The following is a 12377-nucleotide window of genomic DNA, read 5'->3' as shown; positions in this document are numbered from 1 at the left end:
ACAGCATCGTGGGACTCTGCGCAGACCTTAACAGTAGCCGCTTAGCGGGGTTTCAGCATGTTTTGCACATGCTTATACACATGGGGTGTGTAAATTGTGGAGAAAGATGGTCTGGAGCCATCCTCATTAGCTTGACTCACGACACCAGCACGGGATTTGACGATGCGTGTCGCTCTTCCTAGACTTGATTGGTCTGTGACAGAGTGACGCCTGCCTGAAAACGGGGCGTGGAAACGTTGCAGATTGTCCTGACAGTGCGTCACCGGTTCTTCCCCAGACCTACGGTCTTCCGAATAACGGATCCGGGCGCAAACACAACGTGTGGAGTTTCAAAGTGAGCAAGCGGACTTTTCAGCCGAATAACCGCCGTCGTGCGAAGAAGCACGGTTTCCGTGCACGCATGCGTACCCGCGCCGGCCGCGCCGTGCTGACTGCGCGCCGTAGCAAGGGCCGCGCACAGCTGTCTGCCTGAGGTTGGCTTCGGCCGCCTCAGACGTGCGGATCAGTGGTTGAGTGCTACCCAAGAGACATCGGGTACGCACCCCAGCGGATTTTTCTCAGACACTACGTTCCGGCTCCCGAAGTGGGCGCCGGAACGTTGTCGTGTCCGCCTTCAGTCCGACCTCTACCAATGATGGCGCTGCACCTGTGGAGTCTGGGCCAAACCGTGTTGGTTTCATTGTTTCCAAAGCAGTCGGCAATGCCGTGGTACGAAACAGAGTGAAACGGCGGCTGCGTGCTATTGCAGCAGCTGAACTGAGCGTAGCTTCCGGGCATCTGCTCTCGGATTCAAACACTGCGATCGTTATTCGCGCTCTTCCGGCCTCTGCTTCGGCGTCATGGTCAGAGCTAAAGGCCGATGTGAATGATGGTCTGGAGTCCGCATTGAAGAAGGCTGAACGCCGTGGTTGAGTCTCCGTTCCTCACACAACCAAACCCACGCGAGTGGGGTTTCGTCAGGGCGATTCCCTCCACATTGCTGGCAACACTATTGAAGGCCTATCGGTTAGTCATCTCGCCGTTGTACGGGCCTGTCTGCAAGTTTTTTCCCAGCTGTTCCGCCTACGCTTTAGAGGCAGTCACAGTGCATGGTGCCGTCAAAGGCAGCCTATTGGGCGCTCGGCGACTATGTCGATGCCACCCATGGCAATCGGGAGGAATCGATCCTGTCCCTCCTGGACGCAGAATTTGGCCGAATGGTCATCTACCCAGGATCATTGAACTGAACCACCCCGTCGTACCGCCAGATCCGTCGGACGAGGACTGAAGAGGATAAAAGGAGATTATGGGCTTCTTCGAACTGATTCTATTCCCCTTCAAGTGGGTGGTTTCGTGGGTTATTGGCATGTTCCACTCTTTGCTGACGATGATCGGCATGCCCGAGTCATCCGGCTGGAACTGGACTTTGTCCATCATCTTGCTGGTGATTTTGATCCGTACCCTGTTGATTCCGGTCTTCGTTAAGCAGATCAAGGCCCAGCGGGCCATGCAGGAGTTGCAGCCTGAAATCAAGAAGCTGCAGGACAAGTACAAAGGCAAGAAGGACCAGCTCTCGCGTCAGGCGATGGCGATGGAACAGCAGGCTCTGTTTAAGGAACATGGGACCAGCCCCTTCTCCGCATGCCTTCCCATGCTCGTACAGATGCCGTTCTTCTTCGCCCTGTACCAGGTACTGATCGGTGTCGCGCGTTCTGAAGCCGGTTCCACCGAGAATATTGGTGCGCTGACGCCCGACCAGGTCCATTCCTTCGCTGCTTCGACTGTTTTCGGCGCGGGGATGTCCGAGACCTTCATGGGTGCCATCAACGCAACCGGCGGGACGAACTTCAATGTTCTTTTCGTCAGCGTCGTGATGATCCTGTTGATGACCGGGTCGATGTTCTACATGCAGAAGATGCTGATGTCGAAGAACATGTCGCAGGCTGCCATGACCGGCCCTTTCGCCCAGTCGCAGAAGATGATGCTTTACATCTTGCCGCTGGTGTTTGCTATCGGTGGTATCAACTTCCCGATCGGTGTTCTTATTTACTGGACCGCCACGAACTTCTGGGCCGTTGGCCAGCAGTTCTACATTATTCGTCGTAACCCCACCCCTGGTTCACAGGCCGAGCGTGAACTGAACGAGCGCCGCGAAGCCAAGGGACTACCACCAGTTGGCAAGGCCGCCAAAGAGGCTCAGGAAGCCGAAGAACGCGCCAAGGTGGAAGAGACCAAACCGAAGGGGCAGCGCCAGCAGCCTGCCCGCAAGAACAGGAGAAAGCGATGAGCGAAGAGACGATGAGCACGGAGGACGACGAGACGACAGCTCCCAGCTCAGTCGACGAAGAAAGCGATCTCGCCGCGGACTACGTTGAAGAACTACTCGATATTGCCGATATCGATGGTGATATTGACATTGAGATCCGTAACGGTCGCATCTATCTTTCGGTGCTCGCGGACCAGCAGAACGAGCGTCTGCAGGATCTGATTGGACACAAGGGCAAGGGTCTTGAAGCCCTTCAGGAGCTTGTGCGTCTTGCTGTGCTATCTTCTACCGGCAACCGGTCACGGCTGATTCTCGACATTGCTGGGTATCGCGATGAGCGAGCCAAAGAATTGACGGCTCTCGCTGAAGAAGCCATCGAGCGTGTTAAGAGTGGCGAAGAAGAGGCTGTTCACCTGAAGCCGATGAGTGCCTACGAACGCAAGATCGTTCACGACGTTATTGCTGACGCCGGGCTCGTGAGCGAATCCGAGGGCGAGTCCTCACGTCGGCACGTCGTAGTTTCTGCAGAGGCGTAGTTCATGACAGAAGCCAATGACGAATTTGTTGATGTCTCGCTGACATCAGCATCCCCTGAGACGAAACTTGCAGTGGATGCTGTCTTTGGTGACGCCGCGGAATTGGCTGACCAGTATGTCCGTCACTTGTCCACGACGGGCATTGAGTGGGGTCTCCTAGGGCCGCGTGAAGTGCCCCGTCTCTGGGAACGGCATGTGCTTAACTGTGCGGTAGTCGAAGAGCTCATTCCACAGGGAGCCTTGGTGGCTGATGTCGGTTCTGGGGCTGGGTTGCCTGGGCTTGCACTGGCCATAGCGCGTCCAGAGTCCCAGTTCATCCTTATCGAGCCGCTGGAACGACGCGTTGCATGGATAGATATGGTCGTCGATGATCTCGGCCTGACCAACGTCGATGTGGTTCGTGCACGGTCTGAGCAAGTGGCTGGGAATTTGGATGTGGATATCGTGACCGCTCGCGCAGTGTCTGCGCTAAAGTCCTTGTTGCCGTTGACGATTCCCCTTCTATCCGGTTCGGGCGAACTGCTGGCGATAAAGGGTCGTAGTGCTCCGGATGAAGTCGTCTCAGCACAGAAGGCGCTCAAAAAGTACGGCTGTGGGCAGCCGGAGGTTCTGCAAGCCGGCGCCGATGTTTTAGTCGAAGCTACAACTATTGTCCGTGTCCCCGTTGGCTAGATCGTAATCGACTAGACTCTGGGTGGATCAGATGAGTGACCAGGAGGCGCAATTGAGCGACAATCCGAGTGTTTCACGTGAATCGCAACGCGAGACCGATACCAACCTCGATTCGCTAACTCCCCTGGCACGTGAACTTGCGGCCGAGAATTTGAGACGTCAGAAGCTCAAAGGCAAGCGTCTACCGAAGCCAGATGCTACCCGTATCTTCACCATCTCTAATCAGAAAGGTGGAGTGGGCAAGACCACCACGACAGTGAATCTCTCCGCCGCGATGGCTCGCGCCGGTATGCATGTGCTGGTGGTGGACATTGATCCTCAGGGAAACGCGTCTACCGCTCTGAACATACCTCACGGGTCCGATGACAACTCGATCTATGATGTGCTTCTTGACGACCTGGAAATTCAGGACGTTGTACAGAACTGCCCCGACGTCGATGGACTCCAGGTGGCGCCGGCAACAATCGAGCTCGCTGGTGCGGAGATTGAACTCGTTTCTCTCGTGGCTCGTGAGCAGCGTTTGTCGCGTGCACTTGCGGCGTACTTTAAATATCGTGAGGAGCAGGGACTTCCCCGTCTCGACTACATTTTCATTGATTGCCCGCCGAGCCTTGGCCTACTGACCGTGAACGCCTTCGTGGCAGCGACAGAGGTGCTTATTCCGATCCAGACTGAGTATTACGCGCTTGAGGGTCTTTCTCAGCTGGTGAAAAACATCAACATGATTCAGAAGCATCTAAATGCTGATCTGAAGGTTTCCACTATCCTGCTCACCATGTATGACGGACGAACTCGTCTTGCTACTCAGGTTGCAGATGAAGTGCGCGAGTATTTCCCAACTGAAGTGCTTAGTACTCTGATCCCCCGTAACGTACGCATTTCTGAGGCTCCGAGCTTCCAGCAGAGCGTCTTGACTTACGATCCGCAATCGAGCGGTGCGTTAAGTTATCGAGAGGCGGCGGCGGAAATTGCAGAGCGTGGTGCACCAGCCTAGTTTCACGTGGAACATCTAGTTGTTCATGATGTTCTCTCTCGTGTGCCTACAAGTCACTTCTTGTAGGCAGGCATTAGCTCCTGAACTCATACTCAACCACTTGTGGCCGTATTCACGACGTAAACGGTTGATACGGTTGGCTGACTCGATGACTGGTTAATGTAGAAGTCTCACGCCGGTGTGGAGGCTAGATCCCGGGCCCTGGTTGGTATGCCTTGTGGTGCTTGTTTCGTATGAATCGCGACTTTAGAAGTTGTTCTGTGTCCGTACCAGATTCGGTATTTGGCCCAACTGATTGTGCAACTTGAGGTCGGCACGTCGTCGTTCCACGTGAAACCCCTCCAACGCGGTCTTAATATTTGCGCTATAGACATACTGCAGATAATGAGCGGAGTCCTGATTCTCAGCTCATCGGGGCATTGGTCTGTATTCACGTAGATACACCGTTGGTTACGCTCCACGAGCTCTAAAGCGTTCCATACTCAACGTAAGTCAGTACCATGTTTCACGTGAAACCATGGCTGCACTTGTTCGTGGTCGTCTGCATTGACTCACTTTTGACCTTCATATCCCTTTTTTCACTGACCTGCTCTACAGTTGCACGTGAAACCACTCTCGATGAATACCGTAGTGTGTGACATCTATGAACTTGTGGCACCAATGGCCGTATGCTCTCCTAGCTCGATTCACTCCTGATGCATCGAGTTGGATCTATGTCCTATAGCAATCACGGTGGTCTTGATGAAGCGAGATTGTTCGGCTCCGTTCACGCGTTAGTGTTTCTCTGCTCGCTATCGAACGATGGATTTGTCTGTGTATAGAAGGTTCGATCGTCTCGTTTCATCATTATGGGTCTGCTATACGTCATCACGTCTCATCCGAGGAAAGCGTTCCACGTGAAACATTCCTTGGCACCCCATGCCGATCTGTTGGTGCAGTTCATCATCAAATTGACCGCAGGCTCCGATAGCTTGGAGTCTGCTATGGAGTTTGTAGATGGACCATTCGTGCAGTTGGTTTGTATCTCACTGAAGCCGCGTACGGGTAAACACATGTGTCGTTTCACGTGGAACACTATGGTGCTCCCGTGCTAGCGGGAGTCGAGATTATGGATTCACAAATAGCCTCATTGATGAGCGAGTATCGATGCATCTAGTCAACCTACTGATCACATGAGGTCGTTCTGTATTCATGACCGTCTTACTGGTTCGGGGGTGATGGTCGTGTTTCACGTGGAACACCACTAGAATTGGAGACTGGAGGTAAATGATGTCACAGAAGAAATCCCGTCGCGGCCTCGGCCGTGGATTGAGTGCGCTCATCCAGGATACATCGGCAAACTTAGATGAGCAGAGTGATGATACTGGAAGCCCGGTTAATACCGAATCATCAGATGATGAGAAATCCGGACTTAAGGTAGAGGCGCCTAGTTCCCCTACGTCCGTAGCAGAGCGGTATCTTGCGAATGAGGGGATTGATGAGCCCAGTACTCCTGTTTCACGTGAAACACGGAGACCTGTAGACATCTTCTTCCCTGAGGCACCTACTCCGGCCCGTCGAAAGACGACGCAGGAGCGAGGGCCAGTTCGTCGTGAGATGCCTAATCCGCTCAGTACCGCTACTTCCAGGCGCAACCGGGACGTTGAGCTCCCGGTGAACTCTGCCGAGCCAGAACAGCCTGGGCCAGAACTGCGATCTCTCCCCATTGACACTATCGTGCCGAACCCGCGTCAGCCGCGTGACGTTTTCAACGAAGAAGACATGGACGAGCTCATCGCGTCCATCCGTGAAGTCGGCGTTCTGCAGCCAATAGTTGTAAGACCAACTAATAGCGACCACTATGAACTGGTGATGGGTGAACGTCGCTGGCGTGCCTCCCGGGCTGCCGGCCTGATGGAAATCCCGGTGATTATCCGCCATACGGCCGATGAGGATCTACTCAGGGACGCTCTTCTTGAGAACATACATCGTAGTGAGTTGAATCCTTTGGAAGAAGCTGCTGCCTACGAGCAGTTGCTGCGTGACTTCAACTGCACTCAAGATGAGCTTTCGGAACGTATCGGTCGGTCAAGACCGCAGATCTCCAATACCTTGCGACTGATGAAGTTGCCACCGTTGGTCCAGCGACGTGTTGCATCGGGTGTTTTGTCTGCCGGGCATGCGCGTGCACTGCTCGGACTGCAAGACGAGGCCACCATGGAGCGCGTTGCACAGCGCGTCATGAATGAAGGTCTATCGGTTCGGGCAACGGAAGAACTCGTCGCCCTGACGGTGAATGGTACTGGTATTCGACGTCGCGCTACGCGCGTGACGCCCGCTCAGAATGAGCGGTTCGAGTATCTAGCTAATACGCTGACCGATGAGCTGGATACGACGGTCAAGATCAGCCTCGGCGCGAAGAAGGGCAGAATTGCCATTGATTTTGCGTCCGTCGAGGATTTGAACCGCATCATGGATATCATTCAGCCTTCCAAGAGAGCCAGCGATTCCTGAGGCTGAGTACAACAAATAGGCGGGCTCCCCACCAGTCTGGTGGGGAGCCCGCCTATTTGTCTTGCGCTCAGTGCAACAGAATTACTGCAGGAGATCGGCAAACTCTGCTTCGAGTGCCTGCTGCGGCTTGGCGCCGATCGAGGTGGCCACTTTTTCGCCATCCTTGAATGCGAACACGGCCGGAATGCTGGTGATTCCATACTGCGATGCGATGCCGGGGTTTTCGTCGACGTTCACCTTGGCAACGGTGATCTTGTCGGCGTACTGCTCAGCCATCTTTTCTAGGACGGGCGTCAGCATGCGGCAGGGACCGCACCATTCAGCCCAGAAGTCGACCAGCACTGGCTTGTCGGACTCGAGAACCTTCTGCTGGAAGTCCTGATCGGTGACGTCGATGGTGCTCATGGGGTCTCCTTGGTAGTGGGGTTAAGGTTGATTGCGCTCAGTGGGCGTCGTTGAGGTCGGCAAGGTAGTGCTCGACGTCCTGGGCAGCGACACAGCCGGAGCCGGCAGCGGTGATGGCCTGTCGGTAGGTTCCGTCGATGACGTCGCCTGCAGCAAAGACGCCTGCGAGAGAGGTCTTGGAGGTACGACCCTGTACTGCAATGGTGCCGTCGTCATGGAGGTCGAGCTGGCCCTTGACCAATTCGGTGCGGGGGTCCTGGCCAATCGCGACGAAGAGGCCGGTGATATCCAGAGTGGAGGCTTCCCCGGTCTTCAGGTTGCGCAGGTGTGCGGTCTGCAGCTTGTCCTCGCCGGTGAGGTCTTCGACGCCGGTGTTCCAGAGGAACTCGATTTTCGGGTGCTGCAGGGCGCGATCGGCCATGATCTGGGAGGCTCGCAGCTCGTCGCGACGGTGGATCACGGTGACCTTATCAGCAAACTTGGTGAGGAACAGGGCTTCCTCCATGGCGGAGTCGCCACCGCCGACGACCGCGACGTTCTGATCCCGGAAGAAAAAGCCGTCGCAGGTAGCGCACCAGCTGACGCCGTGGCCGGAGAAACGCTTTTCGCCGTCGAGCCCCAGCTCGCGGTAGGCGGATCCGGTGGCGAGGATGACGGACCGGGCGTAGTGAACGTCACCGTTGCCGAGAGTCAGCTTCTTGGGCTGCACCTGCAGGTCGGCTTCGACGACGTCCTCGTACTGGATGTCGGCACCAAAACGCCGGGCCTGCGCTTCGAGATGACCCATCAGCTCGGGGCCGAGGATCCCCTCCGGGAAGCCCGGGAAGTTCTCGACGTCGGTCGTGTTCATCAGCTCGCCGCCGGCGGTGACTGAGCCCGTGAACACCACAGGGTTCAGCGAGGCGCGGGCGGTATAGATGGCGGCGGTGTAGCCGGCAGGCCCGGAGCCGATGATGACGACGTCGTGGATGTTCTCGGACGCGGGAGCGGTTTCAGTCAACAGGGGATCCTTCGGGCTTGTGGAGGGGTGGTGCGGGTGCGTTCATGGGCCATAACGCCGCGCCGTCGTGGACTATTCCGACGACGACGCGGCGAGGCTCAGTGCCAGTGAGGCGGGTCTCAGTTGACCTCGATCTCCGCGATGCGCAGACCGTAGGGCAGGTTGGATGAGTTGTTGGAGAGGGTGGGCAGTTCGGTGAAGTTGATGATCACGTACTGACCGGTGGTGGCGCTGCCCTCGGACTCGGGGACGGGCACCGAGTAGGTGGGTCCGGTGAAGGATCCCTCGGCGATCGAGGTGCCCTCGGCCGGGTCGGCGGAATCGGAGACGATGACCTGGAAGCTACCGCCGGAGCCGTTGTTCTGGGTCACGTTGATCTCGGAGATCGCGCTCTCCTCCTCCAATTCGACCACCAGAGCCATGGAGGACGCGAAGCCGCCCATGGGGGCCTGAGCGAAGGAGAGGGAGTGCCAGGCGGTGGCTGGGTCGCCGTCGACGGCCAACGGCAGGTCGCCGTCATTCTCGGAGTTCAGCCCCTGGTTGTCAGGGACCACGCGCTGGATGCCGGCAATAACGGGCTCGGCCGCGGTGGACTCGTCTCCTTCGCTGCCTTCGGTGGGCGAGGCGTCCCCGGAGCCTTCGGTGCCCTCGGAGGGTTCCTCAGCGACGGTGTTTTCATCGGCGGGCTCGCTGGGATCATTGGAGCCGAGCATGTTGAATGCGACGACGACGGCGGCGACCAGGACGGCGACCAGCAGCAGGGCGCCGATCCATTTGCCGGCACCGGAGCGCTTTTCCTCGTCGTCGTACTCGTACTCATAGTCGTCGTCGTAGTCGCCGTCATCGTACTGATCGTCGTATGGGGAACCGGCGAGACCGGCAGCGGTGTAGCCGGCAGCACCGTGCTGGTCCTCGCCGTCGTCGTCGTGATCGTCGTACTCGCCCTGCTGGTCGGCCTGGTCGTGCTGGGCGCCGGAACCCATGGCGGAGGCGACGCGGTTCTGCAGGGAGCGGTTCGGCGCGGTGGGGGCGGGTTCGGCGGTCTCGACGGGGCCGGTGGGCTCGTCGTCGTAGACCTCGACGGCGGGCTGGGCCTCGGTGTTCTGGTCGGAGCCGGAGTGTGCGGCGGCTCCAGCGCTAGTGGCACCGGCTGCACTGGCTCCTCCTGCGGCACCGGCGGAACCGGCGGAACCGAGGCGAGAGTTCAGGCTGTCGGAAACTCGGTTGAGGAACTTCGACTTGCGCGGGGGCTGGGACTGCTCCGCGGCGAGGTTCTGGTCGAGTTCGGAGTAGTACTCGTCGTCGTCGTCATAGGTTTCGGGTGCATGCTGGCGGGATTGGCCGAACAGCTCGGAACCCAGGGTGTCGGTTTCGAAGGGCTCGACGTAGACCTGGTGGGCGGTGACGAGGGCGAGGAGGTCTTCGACGTCGGTATCGCCGGCCGCGATCAGATAGGTGCGGTCATCCGAGAGGCCCAGGTCGAGGACCTGCACACTGGAGGAACGTTCGCCGGTAGCCAGCTGGCGCGCTGAGGTGGCGACCTGGCTAGCGTGCTGCGCGGACGCCACCAGGATGGTGATCTCGCGGTTGAGCACCTGGTCACGGCCGTTGAGCACGATGTCCTGCTCGGCTGAGGTCAGTACATGCGAGGTGACGAGGTAGCGTCCCCCCAGTACGGTTCCTTCTTCCATGGATTGTGGCACGGTGATCCTCCCGGATGCGGGTCCGCGGTGACACGTCCCCTGAGTACAGTCTGTTTCATCCTAGACGGGAACACGCGCGCGGCGGCAAGAATCACCGGGCGCGGTGGATGTTTTGTGGTGGTCGGGCCCGATTAGCCGCGGCGGCCCGTGAGTCGGGAGAGCAGCGGGGCCAGGAACTGGTCGACCTCGCGGATGCGCAGCCAGCGGCAGGCGATGAGATATACGCCCAGCATGACGACGCCGACGATGGCGCAGCTGATGAGCGCGGTGATGATGGACTGCCAGGCGAATCCGGTGGAGAAACCGCCGAGCAGCCACAGCACGCCGGCGCCGGCAACGCCCGAAAGCACGGCCGCGTAGCCGGTACGCAGGTAGGTGCTGAACACCTCGGCGGAGCCGTAGTCGCCATAGGTGCGGCGGACCAGCAGGTGGCAGACCAGGAATTGCAGCACGTGCACCACTGTGTAGGTGAGCGCCAGCAAGTATGCCATGGAGGTGTTCGGGATGAACGGGGCGATCCCGTAGGCCAGAGCGATGGTGACGACGGCGGCCGAGACCTGAACGAGCATGGGGATGAACGCGTTCTCGGCGGCGTAGAAGACGCGCAGCAGATAGAAGTGCGCGGAGCGGAAGGGCATCCCCAGGGCGAGCAGGACCAGCAACTGGCCAATGGCGGCCGCGGAGATGGCTGCCGTCTCCGAGGAGCCCGCGAAGATGCGGCCCAAGGGTCCGGCGAGCACGATCATCACGACCATGGCGAACATCATGGGCACCGCGAAGATACGCAGCCCGCGGCCGGTGGTCTCGCGGGCCTCCTCGATGCGCTGGGCGTGCATGGAGCGGGCCAGCTGGTTGAACAGTACGGTGGCGATGGAGAGGACGAACACCGAGTGCGGCAACACCGTAATGAGCTGGGTGACATTGAGGGCGTAGAGGCCCGGTACGGCGGCGCTGGCCTCTGCCGATTCACCGACGAGGGAGCGGGCCTCGGTGGCGCCGGTGACGAGGCGGGCGCCGATGAGGTTGCCGAGGTTGCCCACGACCATGGTGATCAGGGTGAAGGCGGCGAGGCGGCCGGTGGTACGCAGTCCCATGCCCTTCCAGCCGAACTTCAGCCGCAGCCCGAGCCCGAGTCGTTTGAGGGGCCAGAACAGCACGAGCGCCTGAACCACGATGCCTAGGGTGTGTCCGCCCGCGAGGACCAGGGTGTGCGTCGTCGTCCATTCTGCGAGCTGTTGGGAGTCGTCGATCCCGGTGTAGTGGCCGAACATCAGCAGGTAGACGCCGATGACGATGATGGCGACCGCGTTGTTGGCGACCGGGGCCCACATGTAGGCGCCGAAGCGGCCGTGGGCGTTGAGGACCTGGCCGATGATGGCGTAGAGGCCGTAGAAGAAGATCTGGGGCAGGGTCCAGAGTGCGAACGCGGTGGCCAGGGCAAGTTTCGGCTCGGACCAGTTCAGCGTCAGCGCGGACATGATCGGGTAGGCGCACGCCGTGATGGCGAGGGTGAAGGCCGCCATGATGATGATCGCGAGGGTGATCAGCCGGGACGTGTAGTCGGCGCCGCGGTCTGGGGCGCGAGCGGCCTTGATGAGCTGCGGGACCAGCACCACGTTGAATACGCCGCCGGCGAGCAGCATGTAGATGATGTTCGGGATGGTGTTGGCGGATTCGAAGACGTCGGCAACGAGAGCGGTGGAGCCGATGGCGATGGCCAGCAGCGAGGTGCGGATGAAGCCAAGCACGCGGGAGACGAGGGTTCCGGCGGCCATGATGGCGGAGGCGCGGGCGGCGGCCTGCGGATTGCGTGAGGCGTCTTCGGGCGGTTCCGGGGAGTCAGTTTCGGGGGCGCCGGTGGTGTCGAGCGGGTCGTGGGCGCCCTGGGTTGCGCCCGCGGCGTCGCCGGTGGGTGGGGTGGTGCTCACGGAGTGCGTCTCCCCAGATGAGGTCCGGGTTTGGGCGGTCCCGGCTTGGGCCGGGGGGCGGGTTCGGCGGCGGGGCGCTGCGGGGCGCCGTCGCCGTTCGTCGTCGTGGGTCCTTGCGGGGAACCAGACGTGGTGCCCGATTCGGTGGACTCGGTGGGCCGGGGCGATTTGCCACGCTGTGCCAAGCGCGCGAGGTCAGCTGGGCTGGGGGCGCGTTTCGGGGCGGGCGCGGCTGCGGGGCTAGCGCTCGTGGTGGAGGAACTGGTGGCGGAGAGGTCCGAGGGCTTGGGGACGCGGCGCACGGTGCGCAACACGGTGGGGACCGGGCGCTCGCCGGGGGCGATCTGCTGGGCGAGGCCGGTGATCCGTCGGGTCGTGTAGCCGCGGCGCACGGTCAGCCG

Annotated in this window: 12 protein-coding genes; 8 read left to right on the top strand and 4 right to left on the bottom strand. The window is 59.6% G+C overall.

Annotation, left to right across the window (positions count from 1 at the left end; translation table 11 throughout):
- Positions 1 to 334 precede the first annotated feature (334 nt).
- The 8 genes from rpmH to P8192_RS14565 all read left to right on the top strand — a co-directional run bounded on the left by rpmH (position 335) and on the right by P8192_RS14565 (position 6940).
- Positions 335 to 472: a 50S ribosomal protein L34 gene (rpmH, locus tag P8192_RS14440; protein WP_270106817.1), complete on the top strand. Its 138-nt coding sequence runs from the start codon at positions 335 to 337 to the stop codon at positions 470 to 472.
- Between the two features lie 41 nt (positions 473 to 513).
- Complete coding sequence (gene rnpA / locus P8192_RS14435) at positions 514 to 912, top strand: ribonuclease P protein component (RefSeq protein ID WP_270106818.1); 399 nt, start codon at positions 514 to 516, stop codon at positions 910 to 912.
- Positions 896 to 1267: a membrane protein insertion efficiency factor YidD gene (gene yidD, locus P8192_RS14430; RefSeq protein ID WP_431521184.1), complete on the top strand. Its 372-nt coding sequence runs from the start codon at positions 896 to 898 to the stop codon at positions 1265 to 1267. The genes rnpA and yidD overlap by 17 nt, the downstream gene beginning before the upstream one ends.
- Positions 1268 to 1285: 18 nt before the next feature.
- A complete protein-coding gene (gene yidC / locus P8192_RS14425; protein WP_270106819.1) occupies positions 1286 to 2266 on the top strand; it encodes a membrane protein insertase YidC in 981 nt (326 codons plus the stop codon).
- Entirely contained in the window at positions 2263 to 2781 is a 519-nt protein-coding gene (locus P8192_RS14420; RefSeq protein ID WP_278157677.1) for a protein jag, read from the top strand. Before yidC ends, P8192_RS14420 begins: the two co-directional genes overlap by 4 nt.
- Positions 2782 to 2784: 3 nt before the next feature.
- Entirely contained in the window at positions 2785 to 3453 is a 669-nt protein-coding gene (gene rsmG / locus P8192_RS14415; RefSeq protein WP_278157676.1) for a 16S rRNA (guanine(527)-N(7))-methyltransferase RsmG, read from the top strand.
- A 31-nt stretch (positions 3454 to 3484) separates the two neighbouring features.
- Positions 3485 to 4447, top strand: a complete 963-nt coding sequence (locus tag P8192_RS14410) for a ParA family protein (protein WP_270106822.1) — start codon at positions 3485 to 3487, stop codon at positions 4445 to 4447.
- Positions 4448 to 6163: 1716 nt separating this feature from the next.
- A complete protein-coding gene (locus P8192_RS14565) occupies positions 6164 to 6940 on the top strand; it encodes a ParB/RepB/Spo0J family partition protein (RefSeq protein WP_431521124.1) in 777 nt (258 codons plus the stop codon).
- Positions 6941 to 7021: 81 nt separating this feature from the next.
- Here the strand turns inward: P8192_RS14565 and trxA are convergent, their stop codons facing one another.
- From trxA to murJ, 4 genes are all read right to left on the bottom strand, one after another.
- Entirely contained in the window at positions 7022 to 7345 is a 324-nt protein-coding gene (gene trxA, locus P8192_RS14400) for a thioredoxin (RefSeq protein ID WP_270106823.1), read from the bottom strand.
- 37 nt (positions 7346 to 7382) lie between these two features.
- Positions 7383 to 8345 carry a thioredoxin-disulfide reductase gene (gene trxB, locus P8192_RS14395; protein ID WP_270106824.1) on the bottom strand — a complete coding sequence of 321 codons (963 nt, stop codon included), beginning with the start codon at positions 8343 to 8345 and terminating at the stop codon, positions 7383 to 7385.
- 119 nt (positions 8346 to 8464) lie between these two features.
- Positions 8465 to 10048, bottom strand: coding sequence for a hypothetical protein (locus tag P8192_RS14390; RefSeq protein WP_278157675.1), 1584 nt, complete (start codon positions 10046 to 10048; stop codon positions 8465 to 8467).
- 131 nt (positions 10049 to 10179) lie between these two features.
- A complete protein-coding gene (gene murJ, locus P8192_RS14385; protein WP_270106826.1) occupies positions 10180 to 11976 on the bottom strand; it encodes a murein biosynthesis integral membrane protein MurJ in 1797 nt (598 codons plus the stop codon).
- Positions 11977 to 12377: the final 401 nt, after the last annotated feature.

It is taken from the genome of Citricoccus muralis, from assembly GCF_029637705.1.
Lineage (GTDB): Bacteria > Actinomycetota > Actinomycetes > Actinomycetales > Micrococcaceae > CmP2.
The sequence above is the reverse complement of the archived record's forward strand: the minus strand, read 5'-3'. Positions and strand labels throughout refer to the sequence as shown.

Excerpts from the sequence above, each read along its gene's own strand:
- yidC (WP_270106819.1), top strand. The coding sequence starts at position 1,286 with ATGGGCTTCTTCGAACTGATTCTATTCCCCTTCAAGTGGGTGGTTTCG.
- P8192_RS14420 (WP_278157677.1), top strand. The coding sequence starts at position 2,263 with ATGAGCGAAGAGACGATGAGCACGGAGGACGACGAGACGACAGCTCCC.
- rsmG (WP_278157676.1), top strand. The coding sequence starts at position 2,785 with ATGACAGAAGCCAATGACGAATTTGTTGATGTCTCGCTGACATCAGCA.
- P8192_RS14410 (WP_270106822.1), top strand. The coding sequence starts at position 3,485 with ATGAGTGACCAGGAGGCGCAATTGAGCGACAATCCGAGTGTTTCACGT.
- trxA (WP_270106823.1), bottom strand. The coding sequence starts at position 7,345 with ATGAGCACCATCGACGTCACCGATCAGGACTTCCAGCAGAAGGTTCTC.